General features: G+C 70.2%; 26 protein-coding genes and 1 pseudogene. 13 read left to right on the top strand and 14 right to left on the bottom strand.

What is annotated here, in order from left to right; translation table 11 throughout:
* Window positions 1-5 precede the first annotated feature (5 nt).
* The gene (locus ABZX12_RS28725) at window positions 6-599 is read left to right on the top strand and encodes a V-type ATP synthase subunit D (protein WP_355698125.1); all 594 of its coding nucleotides are present in this window, start codon (window positions 6-8) and stop codon (window positions 597-599) included.
* On the top strand, window positions 596-1,051 hold the full coding sequence (locus ABZX12_RS28720; RefSeq protein ID WP_355698123.1) for a universal stress protein: 456 nt from the start codon (window positions 596-598) through the stop codon (window positions 1,049-1,051). The genes ABZX12_RS28725 and ABZX12_RS28720 overlap by 4 nt, the downstream gene beginning before the upstream one ends.
* On the opposite strand, the gene ABZX12_RS28715 is transcribed toward ABZX12_RS28720, so the two are convergent.
* The 8 genes and pseudogenes from ABZX12_RS28715 to ABZX12_RS28680 form a co-directional block, all read right to left on the bottom strand.
* Window positions 1,032-1,274 (bottom strand): hypothetical protein, encoded by a 243-nt coding sequence (locus ABZX12_RS28715; RefSeq protein ID WP_355698121.1) that lies wholly within the window; start codon window positions 1,272-1,274, stop codon window positions 1,032-1,034. The two genes, ABZX12_RS28720 and ABZX12_RS28715, sit on opposite strands and share 20 nt — an antisense overlap.
* Entirely contained in the window at window positions 1,271-2,512 is a 1,242-nt protein-coding gene (locus ABZX12_RS28710) for a dihydrolipoamide acetyltransferase family protein (RefSeq protein ID WP_355698119.1), read from the bottom strand. The genes ABZX12_RS28715 and ABZX12_RS28710 overlap by 4 nt, the downstream gene beginning before the upstream one ends.
* On the bottom strand, window positions 2,505-3,485 hold the full coding sequence (locus tag ABZX12_RS28705; RefSeq protein WP_355698117.1) for an alpha-ketoacid dehydrogenase subunit beta: 981 nt from the start codon (window positions 3,483-3,485) through the stop codon (window positions 2,505-2,507). Before ABZX12_RS28705 ends, ABZX12_RS28710 begins: the two co-directional genes overlap by 8 nt.
* Window positions 3,482-4,407, bottom strand: a pseudogene (pdhA, locus tag ABZX12_RS28700) (pyruvate dehydrogenase (acetyl-transferring) E1 component subunit alpha). Before pdhA ends, ABZX12_RS28705 begins: the two are co-directional and overlap by 4 nt.
* A gap of 41 nt (window positions 4,408-4,448) precedes the next feature.
* Window positions 4,449-5,108 carry a hypothetical protein gene (locus ABZX12_RS28695; protein ID WP_355698115.1) on the bottom strand — a complete coding sequence of 220 codons (660 nt, stop codon included), beginning with the start codon at window positions 5,106-5,108 and terminating at the stop codon, window positions 4,449-4,451.
* Between the two features lie 71 nt (window positions 5,109-5,179).
* On the bottom strand, window positions 5,180-6,190 hold the full coding sequence (locus ABZX12_RS28690; RefSeq protein ID WP_355698113.1) for an AMP-binding protein: 1,011 nt from the start codon (window positions 6,188-6,190) through the stop codon (window positions 5,180-5,182).
* A gap of 124 nt (window positions 6,191-6,314) precedes the next feature.
* Window positions 6,315-7,391, bottom strand: a complete 1,077-nt coding sequence (locus ABZX12_RS28685) for a Vms1/Ankzf1 family peptidyl-tRNA hydrolase (protein WP_355698111.1) — start codon at window positions 7,389-7,391, stop codon at window positions 6,315-6,317.
* 106 nt (window positions 7,392-7,497) lie between these two features.
* Window positions 7,498-7,944, bottom strand: coding sequence for a pyridoxamine 5'-phosphate oxidase family protein (locus tag ABZX12_RS28680; protein ID WP_355698109.1), 447 nt, complete (start codon window positions 7,942-7,944; stop codon window positions 7,498-7,500).
* Between the two features lie 186 nt (window positions 7,945-8,130).
* Between ABZX12_RS28680 and ABZX12_RS28675 the strand changes: the two genes are divergently transcribed.
* Together ABZX12_RS28675 and ABZX12_RS28670 are read left to right on the top strand one after the other, a co-directional pair.
* Complete coding sequence (locus ABZX12_RS28675) at window positions 8,131-8,601, top strand: GNAT family N-acetyltransferase (protein ID WP_355698108.1); 471 nt, start codon at window positions 8,131-8,133, stop codon at window positions 8,599-8,601.
* Window positions 8,598-9,437: a GNAT family N-acetyltransferase gene (locus ABZX12_RS28670; RefSeq protein ID WP_355698106.1), complete on the top strand. Its 840-nt coding sequence runs from the start codon at window positions 8,598-8,600 to the stop codon at window positions 9,435-9,437. Before ABZX12_RS28675 ends, ABZX12_RS28670 begins: the two co-directional genes overlap by 4 nt.
* Window positions 9,438-9,505: 68 nt before the next feature.
* Here ABZX12_RS28670 and ABZX12_RS28665 read toward each other — a convergent pair whose 3' ends face one another.
* The 4 genes from ABZX12_RS28665 to ABZX12_RS28650 all read right to left on the bottom strand — a co-directional run bounded on the left by ABZX12_RS28665 (window position 9,506) and on the right by ABZX12_RS28650 (window position 13,063).
* Window positions 9,506-10,795, bottom strand: a complete 1,290-nt coding sequence (locus ABZX12_RS28665) for an ArsB/NhaD family transporter (RefSeq protein WP_355698104.1) — start codon at window positions 10,793-10,795, stop codon at window positions 9,506-9,508.
* Between the two features lie 28 nt (window positions 10,796-10,823).
* Window positions 10,824-11,267 (bottom strand): CBS domain-containing protein, encoded by a 444-nt coding sequence (locus ABZX12_RS28660; RefSeq protein ID WP_355698102.1) that lies wholly within the window; start codon window positions 11,265-11,267, stop codon window positions 10,824-10,826.
* A gap of 251 nt (window positions 11,268-11,518) precedes the next feature.
* Window positions 11,519-12,043: a hypothetical protein gene (locus tag ABZX12_RS28655; RefSeq protein WP_355698100.1), complete on the bottom strand. Its 525-nt coding sequence runs from the start codon at window positions 12,041-12,043 to the stop codon at window positions 11,519-11,521.
* Between the two features lie 39 nt (window positions 12,044-12,082).
* Window positions 12,083-13,063 (bottom strand): calcium/sodium antiporter, encoded by a 981-nt coding sequence (locus tag ABZX12_RS28650; RefSeq protein ID WP_355698098.1) that lies wholly within the window; start codon window positions 13,061-13,063, stop codon window positions 12,083-12,085.
* 245 nt (window positions 13,064-13,308) lie between these two features.
* Between ABZX12_RS28650 and ABZX12_RS28645 the strand changes: the two genes are divergently transcribed.
* On the top strand, window positions 13,309-14,133 hold the full coding sequence (locus tag ABZX12_RS28645; RefSeq protein ID WP_355698097.1) for an ATP-binding cassette domain-containing protein: 825 nt from the start codon (window positions 13,309-13,311) through the stop codon (window positions 14,131-14,133).
* Window positions 14,134-14,143: 10 nt separating this feature from the next.
* Here ABZX12_RS28645 and ABZX12_RS28640 read toward each other — a convergent pair whose 3' ends face one another.
* Together ABZX12_RS28640 and ABZX12_RS28635 are read right to left on the bottom strand one after the other, a co-directional pair.
* Window positions 14,144-14,281 carry a hypothetical protein gene (locus ABZX12_RS28640; protein ID WP_355698095.1) on the bottom strand — a complete coding sequence of 46 codons (138 nt, stop codon included), beginning with the start codon at window positions 14,279-14,281 and terminating at the stop codon, window positions 14,144-14,146.
* 150 nt (window positions 14,282-14,431) lie between these two features.
* Complete coding sequence (locus ABZX12_RS28635) at window positions 14,432-14,872, bottom strand: hypothetical protein (RefSeq protein ID WP_355698093.1); 441 nt, start codon at window positions 14,870-14,872, stop codon at window positions 14,432-14,434.
* 236 nt (window positions 14,873-15,108) lie between these two features.
* Between ABZX12_RS28635 and ABZX12_RS28630 the strand changes: the two genes are divergently transcribed.
* The 8 genes from ABZX12_RS28630 to ABZX12_RS28595 all read left to right on the top strand — a co-directional run bounded on the left by ABZX12_RS28630 (window position 15,109) and on the right by ABZX12_RS28595 (window position 22,335).
* Window positions 15,109-16,629: an aldehyde dehydrogenase family protein gene (locus tag ABZX12_RS28630; protein ID WP_355698091.1), complete on the top strand. Its 1,521-nt coding sequence runs from the start codon at window positions 15,109-15,111 to the stop codon at window positions 16,627-16,629.
* Window positions 16,630-16,633: 4 nt separating this feature from the next.
* Window positions 16,634-16,981 carry a DUF779 domain-containing protein gene (locus tag ABZX12_RS28625; RefSeq protein WP_355698089.1) on the top strand — a complete coding sequence of 116 codons (348 nt, stop codon included), beginning with the start codon at window positions 16,634-16,636 and terminating at the stop codon, window positions 16,979-16,981.
* Between the two features lie 49 nt (window positions 16,982-17,030).
* Complete coding sequence (locus ABZX12_RS28620; RefSeq protein WP_355698087.1) at window positions 17,031-18,113, top strand: NAD(P) transhydrogenase subunit alpha; 1,083 nt, start codon at window positions 17,031-17,033, stop codon at window positions 18,111-18,113.
* Window positions 18,110-18,388 carry an NAD(P) transhydrogenase subunit alpha gene (locus ABZX12_RS28615; RefSeq protein ID WP_355698086.1) on the top strand — a complete coding sequence of 93 codons (279 nt, stop codon included), beginning with the start codon at window positions 18,110-18,112 and terminating at the stop codon, window positions 18,386-18,388. Before ABZX12_RS28620 ends, ABZX12_RS28615 begins: the two co-directional genes overlap by 4 nt.
* The gene (locus ABZX12_RS28610; RefSeq protein ID WP_355698084.1) at window positions 18,385-19,785 is read left to right on the top strand and encodes an NAD(P)(+) transhydrogenase (Re/Si-specific) subunit beta; all 1,401 of its coding nucleotides are present in this window, start codon (window positions 18,385-18,387) and stop codon (window positions 19,783-19,785) included. The genes ABZX12_RS28615 and ABZX12_RS28610 overlap by 4 nt, the downstream gene beginning before the upstream one ends.
* 135 nt (window positions 19,786-19,920) lie before the next feature.
* The gene (locus ABZX12_RS28605) at window positions 19,921-20,304 is read left to right on the top strand and encodes an HPF/RaiA family ribosome-associated protein (protein ID WP_355698082.1); all 384 of its coding nucleotides are present in this window, start codon (window positions 19,921-19,923) and stop codon (window positions 20,302-20,304) included.
* On the top strand, window positions 20,297-21,160 hold the full coding sequence (locus ABZX12_RS28600; RefSeq protein ID WP_355698080.1) for a hypothetical protein: 864 nt from the start codon (window positions 20,297-20,299) through the stop codon (window positions 21,158-21,160). Before ABZX12_RS28605 ends, ABZX12_RS28600 begins: the two co-directional genes overlap by 8 nt.
* Before the next feature lie 59 nt (window positions 21,161-21,219).
* Window positions 21,220-22,335 (top strand): site-2 protease family protein, encoded by a 1,116-nt coding sequence (locus tag ABZX12_RS28595; protein ID WP_355698078.1) that lies wholly within the window; start codon window positions 21,220-21,222, stop codon window positions 22,333-22,335.
* Window positions 22,336-22,415: the final 80 nt, after the last annotated feature.

The following is a 22,415-nucleotide window of genomic DNA, read 5'->3' as shown; positions in this document are numbered from 1 at the left end:
GCGCGGTGACCGGGCGATCGGGACGGCTGGTGCTCACCGGCCGGCTGGCGACCGCCCAGCGGGCGGTGGAGTTGCTGGATCGCAAGCAGCGTGCCCTGGCGATCGAACAGGAGCGGCTCGAACTCGTCGCGGGACGTGCCGCCGAGACCTTCGAGCGGGAGGCCCGAACGGCCGCCCTCTGGTTGCGGCGCAGTCTCGCGCTCGACGGGCACCGAAGGTTGCTCGCCTCGGCGCCGACGGCGGCCGTCGACGTCGTCGTGGGGTACGACGTGACGATGGGCGTCCGGCACCCGACCGGCGCGGAGATCACCTTCGGCCCCGAACTGCGGCCGGCCGGCTCGTCCGCGCTGGTTCAGGCGCTGCGTGCACACCGGACGGCGCTCGTCGCGGCGGTCGAGCTCGCCGCCGCCCGGCGCTCGGTCGTCCTGATCTCGGACGAGCTGGCGCTCACCCGTCAGCAGCAGCGGGCGCTCGAGCTGCGCTGGATCCCTGAACTGCGGCGGCAGTTGACGGTACTGGCGCAGCGCCTGGACGAAGCCGAACGGGAGGAGAACCTGCGACTGCGGTGGGCGGCCAGGCGGAGGGGATGGGAGCGATGATCAGGCAGATCCTTGCGGTGGTGGACGACTCCGCCGCGGCCTTGCGCGCGGCGCAGTTGGCGATCGACCTGGCGTCGGTGGTCGGCGCCGGGCTGACGCTGGTCACGGTGGTCGAGGACCACGTGCTCGATGCGCGACTCGGGGCGGCCTCGATACCGGAGGCGGCCGAGCGGCGGGTTCAGGGCGCGGTGGCGATGATGACGCGAATCACCGCCCGTGCGTCGCTGCGAGGTCTGCAGACCCACCAGGAGATCCTGTCCGGACGCGGCGCAGAGCAGGTGCTGGCGACCGCCGTACGGTTCGGAGCCGACCTGATCGTGGTCGGCCGCGACCCCGGCGGCAATGCGTCGGTGAACCTGGCCCATCTGCTGGAGTTCACCGGTGTTCCGGTGCTTGTCGTACCTGCCGGCGACTCAGGCGCGGGACCAGCTGTCACGTACTCAGGAAGCTGATGCAACCGGTCATCGTCCGAAGGGCGGGGTAGTCGTCCTCGTCGATCCGGCGGCCCGAGCCGGTGCTGAGCAGTTCCACGAAGCTGAGGAAGTCCAGCGAGTCCAGTTCGAGTTCGTCCCGGAACTGCGCGTCGTCTCCGAGCGCGTCGAGGTCGGCGTCGGGGACGATCCGCAGCAGCGAGTTGCCGACCAGTTCGCGTGCGTCCTGCAGGGTCAGGGTCATAGCTCCTCCGGTGTTTGCAGCAGGCGGTCGACGGTGGCCAGGAAGCGGCCGCCGGTGAAGCCGTCGGTGGCGCGGTGGTCGGCGGCGAGCGTGAGCGTCAGCGTCGGTCGGACGCCGAGCAGGCCGTCGACGGCCCACGGCCGCTCGACGATCCGGCCGGCGCCGACCAGCGCGACCTGAGGCGGGTAGATGATGCCGTGCACACTTTCCACGCCTTGGTCGCCGAGATTGGTGACGGTGATGGTCGCCTCGGTCATCTCGGTCCGGCGCAGTCGGCCGGAGCGCGCACGTTCGACCAGGTCCCGGAGGCCGGCCATGAGTTCGCGGACCGGCAGCGACGCGGCGTCGTGCAGGGCCGGCGCGACCAGGCCGCCGCCGCGGAGTGAGACGGCGACGCCGAGATGGACCTGCTCCGCGGCCCGGAAGGCGTCGTCGGTCCAGTATCCGTTGAGTTCGCGGTGGCGGTGCGCCGCGAGTGCAGTGGCCTTGAGCAACAGAGCCGCCGGCACCAGTCGTTCGGCGACGGGGAGCTCGCGGTTCGTCCGGGTCAACCAGGCGACGGCCGCGCCCATGTCGACGGTGGTGGACAGGTAGTACTGCGGGATCTCTTGGTTCGCCCGCACCATCAGCCGCGCAATCACTCCCCGCTGCGCGGCTCCTTGTCCGGCATGCCGCGCCGGCGATGCGCTGTCCGACGTCGGGGTGGTGGTGGGCACGGACTCTCGTTCAGCGGGGGTTGCGGCGTAGCGGCGCACGTCTTCGGCGGTGACCATGCCGTGCTGCCCGGTCGCCGGTACGGCGCTCAGTTCGACGCCGAGCGAGTAGGCGAGCTTGCGTGCGTACGGTGACGCCTTCTGCCGTTCAGCCGCCGGGCCGGACCTCACCGGACGCGGTGCAGGGACCTCGGCCGGTGGCGCCAGGGCGGTGGGTTCGGGCCGTGATGCCGGGGCGGCGGGTTCGGCGTGGGCGACTGGGGCGGTGGGCTGCGGGGCCGCCGGCGCTTCGGTGCCGTTGATGGTGGCGAGCGGGGTCCCCACCTGGACGCGTTCGCCGACCGGTACGAGGAGGCGGTCGATCGTGCCGGCAGCGAAGGTCTCGACCTCGATGGCGGCCTTGTCGGTGTCGACGACCGCGACCGGGTCGCCCTTGTGGACCGTGTCGCCCGGCTTCACCAGCCATTCGATCACGGTGCCCTCGTCCATGTCCGCGCCGAGTGACGGCATCCGGAACTCAGCCATCGCCGCCCACCACCTTCCGGGCGGCCGCGACGATGCCGGCCGTCTGCGGGAGCGCGGCGTCCTCGAGGTGTTTCGCGTACGGCATCGGCACCTCCGCGCTGCAGAGCCGCTCGACCGGGGCATCCAGATCCTCGAACGCCTGCTCGGTGATCCGCGCGCTGACCTCGGCCGACAGGCTCCCGCTGCGCCACCCCTCGTCGACCACCACAGCGCGGTGCGTACGGCGGACCGAGCCGACGACCGTGGCGTCGTCGAGCGGCCGCAGCGTGCGCAGATCGATCACCTCGGCCGAGATGCCCTCGGCGGCGAGCTCTTCGGCGGCGTCCAGCGTCTTGCCGAGGCTGCCGCCGTACGTCACGAGTGTCACGTCGCCGCCGGGCCGGCGGACCGCGGCGTGGTCGATGTCGACCGGCGCGGCGTCCGCGGCGAGTTCGCCGGCCTGGTTGTACAGCGAGCCGTGCTCGAACAGCAGCACCGGGTCGGGATCGAGCAGCGCCGGCCACAGCATGCCGCGGGCGTCCTCGAGGGTCGCGGGAGCGATCACCCGCAGGCCGGGAATGTGCGCGAGCCAGCCCTCGAGACTGTGCGAGTGCTGGGCGGCGAGCTGGCGGCCGGCACCGGTGGTCATCCGGATCACCAGCGGTACGCCGACCTGGCCGCCGGACATGTGCCGCAGGGTCGCGGCGTTGTTGAGGATCTGGTCCAGGGCGAGCAGGCTGAAGTTCACCGTCATGATCTCGACGATCGGCCGCATTCCGGCCATCGCCGCCCCGATCCCGGCGCCGACGAACGCCGACTCCGACAGCGGCGTGTCCCGGATCCGGTCCGGTCCGAACTCCTCCAGCAGCCCCAGGCTGACCCCGAAACAGCCGCCGTACGCCCCGACGTCCTCACCCATCAGAAACACCCGCTCGTCGCGGTGCAGCGCTTCGCGGATGGCTTCCCTGAGCGCCTCCCGGTACGTCGTGGTCATGGCTGCTCCGCATACACGAAGCGGGTCAGGTCCTCGACCGGCTCGAGCGGCCCGGCTTCGGCGCCGGCGATCGCCCGCCGCAGCTCGTCGTCGACCTCACGGTTCACCGCCTTGAGCGCGTCGTCGCTCAGGTCGTCCTCGGCCCGCATCCGCCGGGTCAGCGTCTCGATCGGATCGCGTTCCTTCCAGCGCTCGATCTCGGCCTTGTCCCGGTAGCGGTCGGAGTCGTACATCGAATGCGCCCGGAACCGGTACGTGCGCAGCTCCAGGAAGCACGGCCCGCCCCCGCCCCGGATCTCTCGGCCGCCCGCTGCGCGGCCTCCTCCACGGCGAGCACGTCCATCCCGTCGACGGCCCAGGCCGGCATGCCGTACGACGCTGCGCGCAAGGCCAGATCCGTCTGCGCCTGCGCCCGCGCGAGCGCGGTACCCATCGCGTAGAGGTTGTTCTCGCAGCAGAACAGCACCGGCAGCTTCCACAGCGCGGCGAGGTTCATACACTCGTGGAACTCGCCCTCGGCAACAGCGCCGTCGCCGAAGAAGCACGCCGTCACGTGGCTGTCGCCGCGGAGCCGATCGGCCAGCGCGATCCCGGTCGCGAGCGGCAGTCCGCCGCCGACGATCGCGTTGCCGCCGTAGAACCGCCGCTTGGCGTCGAACAGATGCATCGACCCGCCGCGGCCCCTGCTGCACCCGGTGGTGCGGCCGAACATCTCTGCCATCACGGCCTCCATCGGGATGCCGCGGGCCAGCGCGTGGCCGTGCTCGCGGTACGTCGTGACGATCGCGTCGTTCGCGTCCAGGCTGTTCATCACGCCGGCCGCGACAGCCTCCTCCCCGACGTACAGGTGCAGGAAGCCGCGGATCTTGGTCGCGCTGTAGAGCTCGACGCAGATCTCCTCGAACTTGCGGATCCGCAGCATCTGGCGCAGCAAGCCGGTGCGCTGTTTGACCACTTCGGTGTTCATCGTTGCCGCTCCAATGTCGACAGGTCGCCCTCGGGCAGACCGAGTTCGCGGGCCTTGAGCAGGCGGCGCATGACCTTGCCGCTGCTGGTGTGCGGGAGGTTCTGGTCGAACGCGATCTCCCGCGGTGCGACCGCACCGAGCCGGCGCCGCCCGAACGCGATCAGCTCCGCGCGCAACGCGTCGTCCGGTGCGTACCCCGCGCGCAGCGTGACGAAGGCCTTGACGATCTCGCCCGCGACCTCGTCCGGTACGCCGATGACTCCGGCCTCGGTCACGGCCGGGTGCTCGAGCAGGGCGCTCTCCACCTCGAAGGGTCCGACCAGGTGCCCGGAGGACTTGATCACATCGTCGGCGCGGCCAACGAACCAGAAGTAGCCGTCGGCATCGATCCGGGCCAGGTCGCCGGTCAGGTACCAGCCGCCCGCGAAGGACTTGCGGTACCGGAGCTCGTCGTGCAGATAGGTGCGGAACATCGACGGCCACCCGGGCCGCAGCGCCAGTTCCCCGACCTGGTCCGTACCCAGTACGTCGACCTGATCGTCGGTGACCGCGGCGCGTCCGTCCTCGGCGCAGCGCAGGACGGCGGCGTCGACCCCCGGCATCGGCCGGCCCATCGATCCGGGCCGGATCGGCATCGAGGGGTAGTTGCTGATCATGATCGCCCCGGTCTCGGTCTGCCACCAGTTGTCGTGGACCGGTAGGCCGTACGCGTTCTGTGCCCAGACGACTACTTCCGGTTCAGTGGCTCGCCGACGCTGGCGATGTGCCGCAGGGCGGACAGGTCGTAGCGCGACGCCATCTCGGCGCCGGCCCGCATCAGCATCCGCAAAGCGGTCGGTGCGGTGTACCAGACCGTCACGCGGTTGTCCGCGAGCACCTGGTACCACCGGGCGGCGTCGAAGTCACCGTCGTCGGCCAGCAGTGTGACGCCGTGCGTCAGGGGCGCGATGATGCCGTACGACGTACCGGTCACCCAGCCGGGATCCGCCGTACACCAGAACACGTCGTCGGGCCGCAGGTCGAGCGCGAACGCGGCCGTGACGTGGTGCGCGACGACAGCGTCATGGACATGGACGGCGCCCTTCGGCGTGCCGGTCGTTCCGCTGGTGAAATGGAGCAGCGCCATCTGTTCCGGGTCGGTGGCGGGAATCGTCCACAGGTCGGGCTGCGCCGCGAGGGCCGCCTGAAGGTCCAGCGTGCCGCGCGGCGGCTCGTCGGGTGCGTCGATCAACAGGACATGGCGGAGCCCGCAGAGCTGGTCGCGTTGGGGGGCGATCTTGCGCCGGTACAGGGAGGTCGTGGTGACCAGGACCTGTGCGTCGCCGAGCAGCAGCCGGTTCCGGATCGGTTCGGGGCCGAAGGCGGCGAACAGCGGCGACAGCACGCTCAGGCTCTTCCAGCACCCGAGCGCCACGGCGTACAGCTCAGGTTGCCGGCCCAGCAACGTGAAGACTCGTGCGCGCGGCCCGACGTCGAGCGATCGCAGCAGGTTGGCGAAGCGATTGCTCTGCTGACTCAGCTCCCGATAGGTCACGTCGCGCGTCCCCGTGCGCCCGATCGCCCGGATCGCCACGTGCTCGCCCCGGCCCGTAGCCACATGCCGGTCGACCGCCTCGTAGGCGATGTTGAGGCCGTGTCCTCCGGGGAGGCCGCTCAGCAGCTGTGCCGCAGCGCTCCACGAGAAATCCTGCCTGGCCTTCTCGTAACTGATCAGGTTGGGCGGTCGTGTGATCGGCATCGTGATCTCTCCTCCGCACCGCGGGGCTGTCCGGCTCTCGGCACCGGCAACCCGTCCCTGCGAACAGGGCGCTCATAGCACGACACTGCGCCGCCCTCGGCACCCCGCACAGAGCCGAAGGTCCCTAAGGGGTGAATCTGCACAGCGCGGCGATCGGCGGCGGGCCGTTCTCGATGATGCGGATCTCCGCGTCGGTCAGGACGGCGGCGCGGATCGCGACGTCCTCGAGCGCGGCCTCGTACGCCGGGATGCCCGCCTGCCGAAGCTGGTCCGGCCGCAGGTCGACGGCTGTCGGAGCAGGGCCGAACCAGGCGCGGGTGTCCGGCGACGGAGTCGCGGGCAGCAGCAGGACGCGGACGCGGCCGGCGGCGAGTGCCGCGACGGTGTCGCCGGCGCCCTGCACCGCTGACCCGCCGGTGCCCACGTGGGCGGCGAACTCCGCGAGGAGTCCGGCGTTCTGCTCGGCGACGATCTGCCGGGTCTGTACGGCGAGTTGTCCGGTACGCCGTTCTGCGGAGCCGTCCTCGCTGCGCCCTCCGGTGACGCGACGTACTGTCACGCCGGTGTGGATCCAGCGGGGGAGGTGCTCGTCGAGGTACTGCAGAGCGCGCACGTCACCGGCGAGCAGCAGCACACGGGCATCGAAGCGTTTGACGAGCCGGGCGAGAACCTCGGCCACGGCGACCGCGTTGTGCTCCCAGGAGTCCTCGGCGCGGTGCTGGTAGCGGCCTTGTGCCCATCCGCCCGGCGCATTGCGCTCGATCTCGTCGTCCGGCCCGGTCACGGTCGTGTCCACGGGCGAGGTGCTGCCGGCGGCGTAGACCGAGAGATCCGCGCCCGTCCGGTCGAGGACGGCCAGGACCCGGGCCGGATGGTCCTGTTCCCACGCCAGGAGCGGTCGCAGGTACGGCAGGGCGCCGTACCGAGCGGTGTCCGGCATCGACAGGTCGGGCAGATCGACGGCGAACCTCACCGTGGTGCCGTGCGCGAAGGCGGCCAGCACTCCCGGCCCCGGCACGGCATCGAGCACTCGCCGCTCCAACGCATCGATGATCTGCGTCGGTGCGCCGTCCTCGGCGAGCCGGCCGGCCAGTGCTCGCCAGCGGATCGGGACGTCCGCGGTCGCCCGCACGTCGAAGTACACCGAGGCGACCGGCACGGGCTCGATCAGCAGGGCTCTGATGGGCGTGTTGTTCGGCATGGTGCTCACCCCTTCGCGGTTCCAGCCCAACTCGGCGACGTGCTGCGGAACAGGGCACAAATGCCTGGCCGCGGGTACCGAACGCCCCTGCCGATCGCCGCGGACCTCAGGGCCTGGTGACGAAGCGGTAGCCGGTGACGAGTTGGAGGTCGATGCCGATCAGGACATCCAAGGGGAGGTCGGCCCACGGCTGGACCAGTGGGGTGTAGCGGGCGATTCGATCGGGATCGTCGATGGTGCGTGCCGTGCCGGTGACGACGACACTCCACCCCAGCCTGCGGATCGTGTCGAGATCGTCGGCCTCGTACGCGACCACTTCCCCTGCCGCGCTGCTGACGCACGCCGACAGTCGGGTGCGCATGACGATCCGTCCGTCGATGACGGCGTGGTTCACCGGGCGAATGGCCGGCAACGCGTTGCGGGTGAACACCACGCGACCGACGCGGACGCTCGCCAGCAGGGCGACTGCTTCCTGGCGATCGACCTCCACCAGGTGCCTCGCCTCGTCGACCGGCGCCTGGAGGCCGCGAAGATCGCCGTACCGAGCGGACATGGTCTGGGTCCTTTCGTACGGATGGCCTGCGCTCACGATGCTGCCCCGGAGGCCCGCATTCCAGGGCCGAAAGTCCTGATCTCGTCGAACCCGGCGGGGTCGCTCCGACGGCGGTGGCGACTTACGGGTCACTCACCTTTCGCGGGCAGGGGCGCGGCTCGGCCGGTGGCGTGCGAAGGTGGGGAGATGGTGATTCAGTGGTGGGACGGGGACCGTGAGGTGTTGCGGGGACTGTTCCTGGAGGCGGACGACTCCGAGGCGGAGATCGATCGGTACCTGGGATCCGGGGACATTCTCGTTGCCGAGGACAACGGACTGGTGGTCGGGCATCTCCAGGTCGTGGACCGTGACGGCGCCGTCGAGTTGAAGAGTATGGCGGTGCTGGCGGAGCGACGGGGGACCGGTGTGGGCCGGGCGTTGGTGGCGGCTGCCGTGGAGCACTGCCGGCGCGGTGGGGCTTCCAGGATGGTGGTCTCCACCGCGACGGCGGATGTGGGGAATCTCCGGTTCTACCAGCGCCAGGGGTTCCGGATGCTTCGGGTGGAGCGGGACGCTTTCACTTCCGCGTCCGGCTACCCGGACGGCATCGTCATCGACGGCATCCCGTTGCGAGATCGGATCTGGCTGGATCGGGAGCTCGTGGCGGACGAGTCGTGACCGGCCGGCTGTTCTGCGACCTCGGGCTCGCCGAGCGGATCGAGCAGGCCGAAACCGGGCTGATCGAGGCCAGCGCCCGGGCCACACATCGCCGGTTGGGCGACGGCCGGGGATTCGTGATCCCGGTGGGCGGCGGGCTGGCGAGCTTCGCGGCTGACGACTCGCCGTACAACAAGGTCGTCGGGCTCGGCTTCGGCGGCGTACCTGCCGAGCGGGAGCTGGACGAGATCGAGCGTGCCTACGCCCGGGTCGGGGCACCGGTGCAGGTCGAGCTCGCGCATCTCGGCGACCCGGAGATCGGCGTCCTGCTCAGTCGGCGCGGGTACCAACTGGAATCCTTCGAGAACGTACTCGGGCTCGCGATCGAGCAGCGCTACGACGTGACGCCGCCCGAGGGGATCACGATCCGGGTGAGCGGCGACGACGAGCTCGACCGGTGGCTGGACGTCATGGCCGACGCCGTCGCCGCACCGGACACGCAAGGGGTTCCGTGGCGCGAGGAGTTTCCGCGCGAGACCTACATCGAGGCGGAACGCGACGCCGCCGCCGCGGACATCACTCGGTACGTCGCCGTGCGGCACGGTGAGATCGCGGGCGGGGCCGGGCTGCGCACGGTCGCGGGCATCGCTCAGTTCGCGGGCGCCGCCACACTTCCGGAACACCGACGACACGGTATCCAGTCAGCATTCCTGACGACCCGCCTCGCCGACGCCGCGGCCGCCGGCTGCGACGTCGGAGTGATCACCACGCAACCGGCCTCCAAGTCCCAGCAGAACGCCCAGCGCAGCGGCTTCGACCTCCTCTACACCCGCGCGGTCCTCGTCAAGCACCCCTGAGCCTCGGCGGCTTGGCCGGTGCGAGCCCAATCGCGACGCCGGAAGGTGGTGCGGCCGGCAGCAGGGCGTCAGGACAGGACGAAGTAGCGCAGCCAGAGGTACGGCGCCGCGACGGCGATGGTGATCGCGGTCATCACTACGCCTTTGCGGGTGAATTCCCAGAAGCTGATCGGGTTGCCGGCGCGCAGGGCGATGCCGATCACCACGACGTTCGCGCTGGCGCCGATCGCGGTCGCGTTGCCGCCGAAGTCGGCGCCGGCCGCAAGGGCCCACCACAGGGCGTGGCCGTGGGCCGGGTCGGTGACGGTCTTGGTCAGTTCCAAGACGACCGGGCTCATCGTGGCGACGTACGGGATGTTGTCGACGACGCCGGACAGTACGGCGGACACGACCAGGATCAGCATCGTCGCCAGCAGGGGTCTGCCGTTGGTCACCTCGCCGACTGCCTGGGCGAGGTCGGCGATCACCCCGGTCCTGACCAAGGCTCCGACCATGATGAACAGACCAGCGAAGAAGAGCAGCGTCTGCCACTCGACACTGGACATGTAGTGGCGTGTGGGGACCTTCGAGATCAGCACGAGCAACCCCGCACCGAGCAATGCGACGACAGCCGGCTCGATGTGAAGCACCGTGTGCCCGATGAATCCGGTGAACACCAGGAGCAGGACCGCGCCGCACTTGATCAGGAGGCGGGTGTCCTGGATGGCTTCGCGCTCGTTGAGGCGCAGCACATCGGCGACGCGGTCCTCGTCCACCGCGAACGCGCCTTTGAACAGTCGCGGCAACACCACGACGAAGACAATGAGCTCGATCACGACCAACGGCGTGAGATGGATCAGGAAGTCGTTGAAGGTCAGTCCGGACCGGCTGGCGATGATGATGTTCGGCGGATCACCGATCAGGGTGGCGGTGCCGCCGATGTTGGACGCCATCACCTCGGCGATCAGGAACGGCACCGGGCTGATCCCGAGCCGGTCGCACACCAGCAGCGTCACCGGCGCGATCAGCAGGACGGTGGTGACGTTGTCGAGGAACGCCGAGGCGAGCGCCGTCATCAGCGTGAGCAGGATCATCACCCGCAGGGGTGATCCCTTGGCGCGTTTGGCCGCCCAGATCGCGACGTACTCGAAGACGCCGGTGCGGCGCAGGATGCCGACGATGATCATCATGCCGAGCAGGAGGAAGATGACGTCCCAGTCGATGCCGGTCTCATGGGAGTAGAAGGCATGCTCGGAATCGGTGACGCCCACTGCGAGCAGGACCGCTGCACCGCCGAGCGCGGCGAGGAGTTTGTGCGTCCACTCGGTCGCGATCAGAAGGTAGGCGACGAGGAAGACAACGACGGTGAGGGCCGTCACGCCGTCACCGCCAAGCGGTCAGGCGGCCCTAGTGCGGTATCACCAGTTGCAGCAGCCTCGCGGCGGTGATTGCTCCGACGATGTCCTTGTGCTTGACGACGGCAACCAGCGGACACCGCAGGCGGGCCATGATCGCAGCCACTTCCAGGACGGTGTCGTCGTGGTTCACCACGGGTAACTCCGCGGGCTCGTCCGGCAGCATCTGCCGGACGGTCACCTGCGCGAGCTTGTCGGCGACCCGATCCGCCAGCGACTCGTCGATCACCCGCGCGAGCGACGGGTCGTCCTGCACATAGCTCGGCACCAGGCAGCGGACCACTTGTGACGCGGGCAGGACCGAGTACGGGCGTTGGTCGTTGTCGACCACGATGATGCCGGGCAGCCGCTGTGAGGCGAGCAGCTCGGCCGCCTCGCGAGCGTTCGTGTCCAGCCTGACCACTGGATACGGCTCGGCGATCTGTTCTGCGTGCACAATCGCACCATACGCCGACGGCGACCGACGCACAGGATCTGTCCTCGGCGCTCGGGCTCGTGGCCGTCCACGTCACAGTGCCTCCTGGGATCGCCGGTCTGCCCGCACCCCAGGTCGAGGACGGGTACTGCCGACCAGACTTCCCGGCACACCGCGGCCCAGCTTCCCCCATCGACCGCGCCGAACGCAAACGATCGCCGCCCTTCGGCGCGGGCGGTTCCCACGGACTGCCGGCTCTGTCGTCTCGGTGGCTACCCGTGGGCACGGCGACTACCCGCGGAGCGCAGCCGTGAGTACGCGAGCCAGGCGCCGGCGATCGCGACACTGGTGGTGCCGCCGATCGCGACGAGACCCGAGACGCCGGATGGAATCCCGGTGTCGGCGGCGAAGTCCTCGGCGTCCACGAGAGCCATGACCTGAGACGGGTCGTCGGGCTTGTAGAGGATCCGCAGTGGCGGGGCGTACCGTGTTCCGGCCGCCGGTGGGTGCCGGCCCTCGGGATTGCCTTCCGGGTCGCCCAGGCTGTTCGACAGCGTCGCCAGGTGTCGTTGCGTCGCCACGACGAAGGTCACCTCGACGGTGTCGATGGAGCTTCCGCCCTTGCCGTACCGGACGTCGACGTCGACCCCGTCGGCGGTGGTCGCGACACCGGCGTCCAGGAACTCCTGCGCGACGGTTTGCTGGTGATGGATGTCGAGGACGGCGACGACACCGAACAACGTCGCCAGGAGCGCGTAGATACCGAGTACCGCGGCCCAGCGGGGAACATTCAGCATGATGTGCTTCCTTCGCAAGGGGCTCGCGCGTTACAGGCGTCAGGACGACAGCAGCAGCGGCATCGTGAGGGCGTAGGCGCCGAGGAGGACGACGGCCTCGACGCGGGTGAGGGCGAGACCGCGGCGCAGGAGCATCCAGGCCAGTGCCGCGGTGAGGATCATCGTGACGCTCAGGGCGACGGCTGCGCGTTCGGTCGGAGCTGAACCGGAGGCGATACCGACGACGGCGCCGCCGACCAGGCTGTTGAACAGGTTGCTGCCGAACAGGTTCCCGACGACGAGTTCGGACTCGCCGCGGCGCTGGGCCTGGACCGTGGTGACGAGCTCGGGAAGCGACGTCCCGAGCGCGACCAGCGTGAAGCCGATGATGACCTGCGGTACGCCGAGATCGGTCGCGATCGCCGACGCGTTGGAGACGAGCAACTGAGCACCGGCGAGAACCCCGGCCAGGCCGAGGACCGCGCGTACCGGCTCGAACCAGGTCGGCAGCCTCGACGCCTGCACCGGAACGTCAACGGCCGCGGGTGCCTTGGTGAACTCCGTTGCCTCCTCCGCGACCTCCTCGTTGCTGCGCCCCTCGCGGGCCCAGCGGACGAGGACGAACACCGCGCACACCCCCGCGGCGCCGAGCACCGCGCCGGTCACCGGGTGCAGGCCAACCCAGGCCAGGAACGAGAACAGGACGACCGCGCCGACGGCGAGCGGCACTTCGCGGCGGATCACGTGCGAGGTCACCGCGACCGATCCGGCCAGTGCGGCGATGCCGAGCACGAGAGTCAGGTTCAGGATGTTGGACCCGGCGATGTTGCCGACCGCCAGTCCGATCTCCCCGCGCGCCGCCGCGACGCCCGAGACGAGGAATTCGGGCGCCGACGTACCAAGGCCGATGACGACCACGCCGACCACGACCGGGCTGATCCGCAACCGCTGCGCGAGCCGCGACGAACCGAGCACCAGATGATCCGCCGCGAAGGTCAGAACGACCAGCCCCGCAACGGCAAGCAGAATCCGCACCACCATGAGATCGCCCTCCGATCGGCAAACAACACCCCTGCCGCCGACCAGGCTTCCCGGCACACCAAGCAGCAAGATACCGCAGCGATCGTCGAAACCGCGCGCCTTGTCGGCCTGTCAGCCGGGGTGGCCGTTTCAGGGCCTCCGGCCCAGAGGGGGCAGGGACCTCCGGCGGACGGAGTCAGGCCCGATGGATGTGGTACCGGTCACAGCCCGAGCCGGAGACTCGAAGCAATCGACAGGAGGCTGCGATGAGCACGGTGGGGGACTTGGACGAGGCGGTACGACTGACGGCGCTGTCGGCGCACGGTGTGCGGTTCCCGGATCTGATCGTGCGGTACGGCGAGGTGGTCGTGCTGTTGGGCCCCAATGGATCGGGCAAGAGCACGATCAGCCGGGTGGTCGTCGGCGACCTGGCCGCCGAGGGGACGGCGCGGGTGCTGGGGGCGGACCCGTTCACCGCCGACCTGAAAGGCCGGATCGGGTTCTTGGTGAAGGATCTGGAGACGATGGGGTCGTTGACCTCACGCGACGTCCTCGACATCTGCGCCGCCGTTCGCGACTGCGGTACGGCGTACGCGCATGAGCTGGCCGCGCGCCTGGAGCTGGATCTGGATCGCCCGATGGCACGACTGTCGCGTGGCCAGCTCCGACGGCTCGGCATCGTGCAGGCTCTGATGCACGAGCCCGACCTGATCGTCCTGGACGACCCGATGACCGAGCTGGACGACGAGGCGCGTCAGGTGCTGCCCGCGCTCTTGCGTGAGGCAGCTGCTCGCGGCGCGGCCGTTCTGGTCACCGCGCAGACGGAACTGCACACCGAGAGCTTCGCAGACCGGATCGTGCCGCTCCAGCAGCACGACGAGGACAGCCCGAGCCCGGCGCCGGTCCTGATCACCTTGAGCGTTGCGCGCATCCCCGACTCGCAGAACACCGAGCAGCCGACCGCGATCACGTCGCCGCGTCCCCCCGGGCGATCCCGCGAAGCATCTCGTCCGGCCTGGCGACGACACCGGTCGAAGTGCACGCGTCGGCCACCGCCCGCCCCCGCGCCGGCTGAGCCGTTCGTGAGCTGACCGTCGGGGATCAGGGCAGCAGCTGGATGACGGTGAGTGTGACGAAGACAGCGACCACGATGATGGCGATCACGCGGATCGCGATCTGCAACGGCCGGCTCCACCACGGGAGCTTCTCGGTGTCCGGCTCCGACCGGCGCATGCTCATCCGACCCTCCTTCGGTCAGCGGCGAAGGGAACCCGCCACGGCTGTGCGGGCACGGTTCGCGGAGGGGGGTTTCCGCTGCTTCGTACCTCTCGGCTCCCTCCGCCTACCTTCAGTCCACACCGGCAGGCGATCGCACGGCAGAGCCGAAGGTCACCAGTCCCCCGAGCCGTCCGACGGCTTCTCGTCCGCAGGCTTCTCGTCGTGGAAAGCGTGGACGGCGGCCGGTACGGCGAAGGCCAGGGCCGGGACGGACCAGAGCCAGAAGCCCCAGCCGAAGAGCATCAGCGCCAGGTGGAAGAGGATCACGGCGACGTAGCCGATGCGGGGGGACTTCACCAGCAGGACGGCGATGGTGAGTTCGGCGGCGGCGAGCAGCAACGCCCAGACCGTGGGGTGCGCCAGGAAGATCTGCTGCCAGGCGTCGTGGGTCCAGTCGAACAGCGCCGCGTCGGCGAAGCCCTGGTACGAGTCCGGAGTGAACAGCGCCAGGAAGGTGTGGACGGCGGCGCCGGAGCCGAAGAGGGCGACGAAGCCCCACTGGATCGCGCGCCAGGCAGTTGCCGCGGGCACCTGTGTGTCGGGCGTGGTCATGGTCAGCCTCCCGTCACGGCGAGCCTCGGTCGTCGGTGCGCCGCCGGCCAGTGACCAAAGACCTCTGGCCGCCGCCGAAGGTCACGACTGACAGCTTCTCCGTTCCCGTAGGAGGCCCGATCTGTCGTCCACATCACAGCGATCACCCGCCGGACGGGTCTTTCGGCCCTACGAGTGCCGCCGGGGCGGCGGTTCGCTCGAAAGGCACGGACTCGTCGAGTCGAAGGAGAAGGATCATGCAGTACGTCGCACCCGGGAAGCCCGGAAGTCCGGTCGAGGTCGCGGCACGGTACGCGAACTTCATCGGCGGCAGGTGGGTGGAGCCGTCGAAGGGTGAGCATCGCGTCGACCTGAGCCCGGCCACGGCCGAGCCGATCACCGAGGTGGCGCACTCGACGCCGGAGGACGTCGAGCTGGCGCTGGACGCCGCGCACGCCGCGAAGGATGCCTGGGGTGAGAAGTCCGCGGCCGAGCGCGCAGAGGTTCTGAACGCGGTCGCCGACGCGGTGGACGCGAACAAGGAGATGCTGGCTGTCGCCGAGAGCTGGGAGAACGGCAAGCCGGTCCGCGAGACGCTGAACGCGGACATTCCGCTGGTGGTCGACCACTTCCGGTACTTCGCCTCCGCGGCGCGGGCCGAGGAGGGCCGGTCGACGGAGATCGGCAAGGACCTGGTCGCGTACCACTTCCGTGAGCCGCTCGGCGTCGTCGGTCAGATCATCCCGTTCAACTTCCCGCTGCTGATGGCGGCCTGGAAACTCGCGCCGGCGTGGGCCGCGGGCAACTGTTCGGTCATGAAACCCGCCTCGCCGACCCCGTGGTCGATCCTCAAGCTGGCCGAGGTGATCGGCGATCTCGTTCCGCCGGGCGTGCTCAACATCGTGACCGGGCCGGGCGCCGAGATCGGCAAGGCGCTCGCCACCAGTCCGCGGATCGCGAAGATCGGATTCACCGGCGAGACGGTGACCGGGCGGCTGATCATGCAGTACGCCGCGCAGAACCTGATCCCGTCGACGGTCGAGCTCGGCGGCAAGAGCCCGAACATCTTCTTCGGCGACGTGATGGCGCACGACGACAAGTTCCTCGACAAGGCGGTCGAGGGTCTGGTGCTGTACGCGTTCAACAAGGGCGAGGTCTGCACCTGCCCGTCGCGCGCACTGATCCAGGAGGACATCTACGACGCGTTCATGAGCCGCTGCCTGGACCGGATCGCGCTGATCAAGCAGGGCAATCCGCTCGACACCGAGACCCAACTCGGGGCGCAGGTCTCGCAGGCGCAGCTGGACAAGATCGCGTCGTACGTCGAGATCGGCCGCGGCGAAGGCGCCGAGGTGCTGATCGGCGGTGAGCGCGCGAAGGTAGCCGGTGAGTTCGAGAACGGGTACTACTTCCAGCCGACCGTGCTGCGCGGCGACAACCGGATGCGGGTCTTCCAGGAGGAGATCTTCGGGCCGGTGCTCGCGGTGACCACGTTCAAGGACGAGGCCGAGGCGCTCGCGATCGCCAACGACACGCTCTACGGCCTGGGCGCCGGCGTGTGGACGCGGGACGGCAACCGTGCGTACCGGATGGGCCGGGCGATCAAGGCCGGCCGGGTATGGACGAACTGCTACCACCAGTACCCGGCGGGCGCGGCGTTCGGCGGCTACAAGATCTCCGGTATCGGCCGGGAGAACCACCGGATGATGCTCGACCACTACAGCCAGACCAAGAACCTGCTCGTCAGCTACAGCGACGAGCCGCTCGGGCTGTTCTGACCTGATGTCCGTCAACCGCATCACGGCCACCGCGGCCGCGCACACGGCGATCCTTCGCCTGTGCGCGGACCGCGGGCCGGTCATGTTCGTCCAGTCCGGCGGCTGCTGCGCCGGCAGCGCCCCGATGTGTTACCCGTCCGGCGAGTTCCTCATCGGCGCCGGCGACGTGCTGCTCGGCGACATCGAGGGCTGCCCGTTCTACATCGACTACGCACTGGACCAGGCCTGGGGCGAGTCCACGTTCGAGCTCGACGTCGCGGCCGGGGAGCCGGAGGGGTTCTCGCTCGCGGCCGGGCCCGGCACCCATTTCGTCACCCGGTCCGCCACATGCTCCGTGAACGAACCGTCGTGAGCGCCGCGCCCGCCGTTCGTTCCCGGATTCCGATGATGAAAGGTGCGAGATGAGCCTGTTGATCGGCTGCCCGCAGGAGACGGGCTGGCACGAGAACCGGGTGGCGGTCACCCCGGACGTGGTGGGCCGGCTGCGCCGGGCCGGTTTCGAAATCGTCCTCGAGGCCGGCGCCGGGACCGCCGCCGGCTTCCCCGACGAGGCGTACGTCGTGGCCGGCGCGCGGATCGCGGAGCGCGCGGACGTGTTCGCCCAGGCGGACATCCTGGCGGTGGTCCAGCGTCCGGACTGCCGGCGGCTGCGTCCCGGCCAGATCGTCATCGGCCTGCTCCGCCCGTACGACGCGCCCGAGGAACTGGCCGGTGTCACCGCGCTCAGCTTCGAGGGACTGCCGCGGACGCTCAGCCGGGCCCAGTCGATGGACGTGCTCACCTCGCAGGCCAACGTGGCGGGGTACAAGGCCGCCGTACTCGCCGCGGACACCTTCGGCGGGTTCTTCCCGATGATGATGACCGCGGCCGGAACGGTCCGTCCGGCCAAGGTCCTCGTGCTCGGCGGCGGAGTTGCCGGCCTCCAGGCGATCGGTACGGCGCGCCGGCTCGGCGCGCTGGTCACGGGGTACGACGTCCGCGCCGCGGCGCGCGCCGACATCGCGTCGACCGGCGCCGCCGTCCTCGATCTGGGGGTGGACGCCGAGGGCGAAGGCGGCTACGCGCGGACCCTGACCGCGGACGAGCAAGCCGCCCAGCAGCGGGCGCTGGTGGACGCGATCCGGGACTTCGACGTCGTCATCACCACCGCTCAGGTTCCGGGGCATCGTCCACCTGAACTGGTGCCGGCCGCGGCGCTCGCTGCGATGGCGCCCGGATCGGTGGTGGTCGACCTGGCGGCCGGTCCGCTCGGCGGCAACGTCGCGGGATCGCCTGCGGACGGCCGGATCGAGACCGGGAACGGCGTGGTCGTCCTCGGGGCGGGCAACCTGCCGGCCCAGTTGCCGCGCGCCGCATCGCACGCCTGGGCGCGCAACCTCGCGTCCGTGCTCGAGTACCTGACCCGGGACGGTTCCGTCGTGCTCGACCCGGACGACGAGATCACGACCGGCCTGCTCGTGCACCCGAAGGAGACAGTCTCATGACACCGGTACTGCTCGCCGACATCACGGTCTTCGTGCTCAGTGTGCTGGTCGGCTTCGAGGTCATCACCAAGGTCCCCGCGACCCTGCACACGCCGCTGATGTCCGGCGCCAACGCCATCCACGGCGTGGTCCTGGTCGGCGTCATGATCGTTGCTGCCAGCATCGACACGACGATCGGCTACGTGCTGCTGTTCGTCGCCGCCGCGTTCGCTGCCGCCAACGTGGTCGGCGGGTACGTCGTCACCGACCGCATGCTGGAGATGTTCCGCCGATGAACACCGCGACGCATCTGCTCTACCTGGGTACGGCGGTCTGCTTCGTGCTCGGTCTGCACCTGATGAACTCGCCGGCGACCGCCCGCCGCGGCAACCAGCTGTCCGCGTTCGGGATGGCCGTGGCGATCGCACTCACCGTCGTCGTGCTGATCGACGACGGCACGATCACGCTCACCGCGACCGTCGTCCTCGCGATCGGCGTGCTGGTGGGGTCCGCGGCCGGGCTGATCGCGGCCCGGCGGGTGAAGATGACCGCGATGCCGCAGCTGGTCAGCCTGTTCAACGCGGTCGGCGGCGGCGCGGCAGCACTCATCGCGTTCGGCGACGCGCTGCCCGGCTCGGCAGGCCGGCCGACCAGTACGACGCTCGCCACGTTCCTGGATGTGCTGATCGGCGCTGTCACGTTCTCGGGCTCCTTGATCGCCGCGGGCAAACTCGCCGGTGTCGTGCCCGGGCGGCCGTTGACGTTCGCCGGCGGACGGCTCGTCAACCTGCTGCTCGGTCTGACCGCGCTGACCGCTGGGGTGTTCTACACGGCGCGGGGCGGCCTCGGAGCCCTCGGGATCCTGACCGGGGCCGCGCTGGCCGTCGGCGTACTGGCGACGCTGCCGATCGGCGGCGCCGACATGCCGGTGGTGATCTCGCTGCTGAACGCCTGCACCGGAACGGCGGTGGCGATGGCGGGGTTCGTGATCGGGAGTACGCCGCTGATCATCGCGGGGGCACTCGTCGGCGCGGCCGGTGGCATTCTGACCAAGCTGATGGCGGTCGCGATGAACCGGTCGCTGCTGAACATCGTCGCGGGCGGATTCGGCACCGGCGACGAGCAGGCCGCGTCCGCGGCGACCGCGATCGGTAGCGTCCGCGCGGTGACGGCGGACGACGCGGCGCTGCAACTTGCCTACGCCCGCAAGGTCGTGATCGTGCCCGGCTACGGGCTCGCGGCGGCGCAGGCCCAGCACGAGGTGGTGGAGCTCGCGCAGGCCCTCGCCGAGCGCGGCGTCGACGTCAGCTACGGCATTCATCCGGTCGCCGGCCGGATGCCGGGGCACATGAACGTCCTGCTGGCCGAGGCGAACGCGCCGTACCCGCTGCTCAAGGACCTCGACGAGATCAACCCGCAGTTCGCGGCGACCGACGTCGTCCTGGTCGTCGGAGCGAACGACGTGACGAATCCGGCCGCGCGCCGGCCGGGCAACGCGGTCTCCGGGATGCCGATCCTGGACGTCGACAAGGCCCGCAGCGTGATCGTGGTGAAGCGTTCGCTCGGCCACGGGTACGCCGGGATCGACAACGAGCTCTACACGAATCCGCGTACGGCGATGCTGTTCGGCGACGCGAAGGTCGTCCTGACGGCCCTGATCACCGAGCTCCAGGCCTACGCCGTAGGGCGCTGAGCCGGCCGCGCAGCCGTCGGCCTCGCCCCGCACAGGACGTTCGGCCCTGCTCCGCGGGTACGCGACGGCAGACGCTGGATGCATGAGGGCATCAGCCAACGACCCGCGGTCGATGTCGAATCTCAGGGGGATGCCATGAGCTCGGTGAATGTCCAACTCACTGTCCGCGGCGACGTTCCGGAGTCGAGTGCGGAGTACGCGCGCGACAAGTTCCGCCACCTCGTGAGCCGCCGGGCAGACCGCGTCGACCTCGTGCACGTGGTACTGGCCGTTGCGGCCAACCCGGCGCACGAGGCGCCGGCCAGTGTCGCCGCCGACGCGGATGTCGGTGGGGCACGGGTGCACGCGCACGCGACGGCGTCGGTACTGACGGAGGCGGTCGACGAGGCCGTGGATCGCCTCCGTCGCCGGCTCACCGACCTCAGCGAACGGCCGCGGTCCCGCCGCCACACCGGGCCGCCGAAGGCAGCGGCCGGGGACCAGGACGACGAAGCATCGGAGGAACAGGACCATGAGTGAGAACGGACCTGGGCGCCCTCCGGACCGGGTGGTCCGCGACGTCCGTGCACGCTGGGCGATCGCGGTCGCCTGCCTGGCGATCATCGCGCTCGCGGTGGCGATGGTCATCCTGTTCAACGATTCCGGCAAGGATTCCGGCAAGGATTCCGGTACGTCGCAGGCGCCGGCCCCGACGGTCACGCAGACCGGGCCGACGGTGACCGGGACGCCGGAACCGTCGCCGACGACGAGTACACCGGCGCACCAGACCTTCCGCTACCAGCCTTTGTGGCCGTTCACGTCCGAGGACGCGGTGGCGGACTGGCAGCAGGCCTACCGCAGCGGCGGCAAGCAACCCTGGCACCTCGACCCGGCGCAGACCGCGCTGTCGTTCACGACCGGGTTCCTGGACTTCCACGAGATCGACCTGGTGGTCGCGAAGTCGGTGCGGGGTGACGAGGCCTACGTGTCGGTCGGCTACCGCGCCGAGCACAACCCGCCGTCGGTCGCGGCTGTCGTCCACCTCGCCCGGTACGGGCAGGGCGACGACGCCCCGTGGGAGGTCGTCGGGACCCGGGACAGCAGCCTGACGCTGACGCAACCGCGGTACGGCGCCGCGGCCCGCTCACCCCTCACGGTCGGCGGGCGGATCACCGGCGTCGACGAGGCCATCCGCGTGGACGTACGTCAGGCGTCGACCGAAGCGCGGCTCGGAACGTTGTGCTGCGTGGCCGCGGGTGGCGAGTCGCAGCCGTGGTCGGCGCAGGTGACCTTCCAGGGAGCGACGGATCCCGCGGTCGTCGTCGTGGCGTCGACCGGCGGCCACTACCAGGGCGTCGAGGCCTTCGCGATCACGGCGATCCGCACCGTCGACTGAAGGAGCCCGATGACACTCGATCTGCGGACGCCGCCCGGCCGCCCGCTGCGGTTGCGACGATGAACGAGACGCTGCGGTTCGGGCGGATCGCCGGCATCCCGATCGGCGCGCACTGGTCGGTGCTGCTGATGATGGGGCTGGTCAGCTACACGCTGGCCTCGACCGCGCTGCCCGAACTCGTTCCGGGCCGCAGCGCGGCGGCGTACTGGACCACGGGTGTCGTCGCGGCGATCGCCTTCGTGGCGTCGCTGCTCGCCCACGAACTCGCGCACGGGCTGACCGCCCGCCGGTACCAGCTGCCGGTTCAGCGGATCACGCTGTGGATGCTGGGCGGCGTGAGTGTGCTGGACGGCGATCCGGCCACCCCCCGTGCGGCGTTCATGATCGCGGCCGCGGGGCCGGCCACCAGCGTCGGTATCGGTGTCGTATCCGGCGGTGGCGGGTTGCTGCTCGCCGCCGTCCATGCTCCGGAGCTGTTGCAGGCGACCGTGCTGTGGTTCGCGGTGATGAACCTCGCGCTCGGTGTCTTCAACCTGCTGCCCGGCGTACCGCTGGACGGCGGCCGGGTGGTGCGCGCCTGGCTCTGGCATCGATACGGCGACCCCGACCGGGCGACCGCGGTGGCGTCGGTAGCCGGCCAGACCGTCGGCGGGCTGGTGGCGGTCGCGGGAATCGTGCAGCTGGTGACGGGGGACGCGGGCGGCTTCTGGCTGATCGCGGTCGGTTACGTCATCGCGATCGCGGCGACCGCCGAGGGCCGGCAGGCACGTGCTCGCAGCGCGAGTGCGCGGCTGGTCGCAGGTGACGTGATGCGGCCGGCGACCAGGTCCGGCGCCGCGTCCCTGTCGATCGACCGGTTCCTTGCCGAGATGCTTCCGGACATCCCGCAACTCGTCTTCCCCGTGGAGGGACCTGACGGCCGCACGACCGGCGTGGTCAGCCTCGGCCGGCTGGCCGGCGTACCGGTGGAACTGCGCCCCACGACAACGCTCGCTGACGTCCAGACCCCGCTCGAACAGCTCCCCGTCGTCGACCCCCGGGCACCGCTCGCCGACTTGCGGCAACTCGGCCCTGACGATGTCGCGCTGGTCGTCGAAGCCGCGGAGCTGGTCGGTTTGGTCACCGGGTACGACGTGGCGCGCGCCCTCGATCAGGACGTGTCGAGATCGACGTGAGTCCGGTGCCCAGGGGCCTGAGGATTCGGGACCAAAGGCCCTGCTCGGCACGGTCGACCGCGAGGAGGCTTGTGGACACG

It is taken from the genome of Kribbella sp. NPDC003505 (assembly GCF_040610875.1).
GTDB lineage: Bacteria > Actinomycetota > Actinomycetes > Propionibacteriales > Kribbellaceae > Kribbella.
Note: the sequence above shows the minus strand (reverse complement) of the source record. Positions and strands in the feature narration are given on the sequence as shown.

Bases quoted from the DNA above. Each gene is read 5' to 3' on its own strand.
- ABZX12_RS28600 (WP_355698080.1), top strand. From the start codon at position 20,297: ATGAGTGAGAACGGACCTGGGCGCCCTCCGGACCGGGTGGTCCGCGAC.
- ABZX12_RS28710 (WP_355698119.1), bottom strand. From the start codon at position 2,512: ATGGCTGAGTTCCGGATGCCGTCACTCGGCGCGGACATGGACGAGGGC.
- ABZX12_RS28720 (WP_355698123.1), top strand. From the start codon at position 596: ATGATCAGGCAGATCCTTGCGGTGGTGGACGACTCCGCCGCGGCCTTG.
- ABZX12_RS28680 (WP_355698109.1), bottom strand. From the start codon at position 7,944: ATGTCCGCTCGGTACGGCGATCTTCGCGGCCTCCAGGCGCCGGTCGAC.
- ABZX12_RS28640 (WP_355698095.1), bottom strand. From the start codon at position 14,281: ATGAGCATGCGCCGGTCGGAGCCGGACACCGAGAAGCTCCCGTGGTGG.
- ABZX12_RS28645 (WP_355698097.1), top strand. From the start codon at position 13,309: ATGAGCACGGTGGGGGACTTGGACGAGGCGGTACGACTGACGGCGCTG.
- ABZX12_RS28685 (WP_355698111.1), bottom strand. From the start codon at position 7,391: ATGCCGAACAACACGCCCATCAGAGCCCTGCTGATCGAGCCCGTGCCG.
- ABZX12_RS28715 (WP_355698121.1), bottom strand. From the start codon at position 1,274: ATGACCCTGACCCTGCAGGACGCACGCGAACTGGTCGGCAACTCGCTG.
- ABZX12_RS28635 (WP_355698093.1), bottom strand. From the start codon at position 14,872: ATGACCACGCCCGACACACAGGTGCCCGCGGCAACTGCCTGGCGCGCG.
- ABZX12_RS28620 (WP_355698087.1), top strand. From the start codon at position 17,031: ATGAGCCTGTTGATCGGCTGCCCGCAGGAGACGGGCTGGCACGAGAAC.
- ABZX12_RS28595 (WP_355698078.1), top strand. From the start codon at position 21,220: ATGAACGAGACGCTGCGGTTCGGGCGGATCGCCGGCATCCCGATCGGC.
- ABZX12_RS28705 (WP_355698117.1), bottom strand. From the start codon at position 3,485: ATGACCACGACGTACCGGGAGGCGCTCAGGGAAGCCATCCGCGAAGCG.
- ABZX12_RS28605 (WP_355698082.1), top strand. From the start codon at position 19,921: ATGAGCTCGGTGAATGTCCAACTCACTGTCCGCGGCGACGTTCCGGAG.
- ABZX12_RS28655 (WP_355698100.1), bottom strand. From the start codon at position 12,043: ATGCTGAATGTTCCCCGCTGGGCCGCGGTACTCGGTATCTACGCGCTC.
- ABZX12_RS28695 (WP_355698115.1), bottom strand. From the start codon at position 5,108: ATGATCAGCAACTACCCCTCGATGCCGATCCGGCCCGGATCGATGGGC.
- ABZX12_RS28690 (WP_355698113.1), bottom strand. From the start codon at position 6,190: ATGCCGATCACACGACCGCCCAACCTGATCAGTTACGAGAAGGCCAGG.
- ABZX12_RS28615 (WP_355698086.1), top strand. From the start codon at position 18,110: ATGACACCGGTACTGCTCGCCGACATCACGGTCTTCGTGCTCAGTGTG.
- ABZX12_RS28630 (WP_355698091.1), top strand. From the start codon at position 15,109: ATGCAGTACGTCGCACCCGGGAAGCCCGGAAGTCCGGTCGAGGTCGCG.
- ABZX12_RS28650 (WP_355698098.1), bottom strand. From the start codon at position 13,063: ATGGTGGTGCGGATTCTGCTTGCCGTTGCGGGGCTGGTCGTTCTGACC.
- ABZX12_RS28610 (WP_355698084.1), top strand. From the start codon at position 18,385: ATGAACACCGCGACGCATCTGCTCTACCTGGGTACGGCGGTCTGCTTC.
- ABZX12_RS28625 (WP_355698089.1), top strand. From the start codon at position 16,634: ATGTCCGTCAACCGCATCACGGCCACCGCGGCCGCGCACACGGCGATC.
- ABZX12_RS28675 (WP_355698108.1), top strand. From the start codon at position 8,131: ATGGTGATTCAGTGGTGGGACGGGGACCGTGAGGTGTTGCGGGGACTG.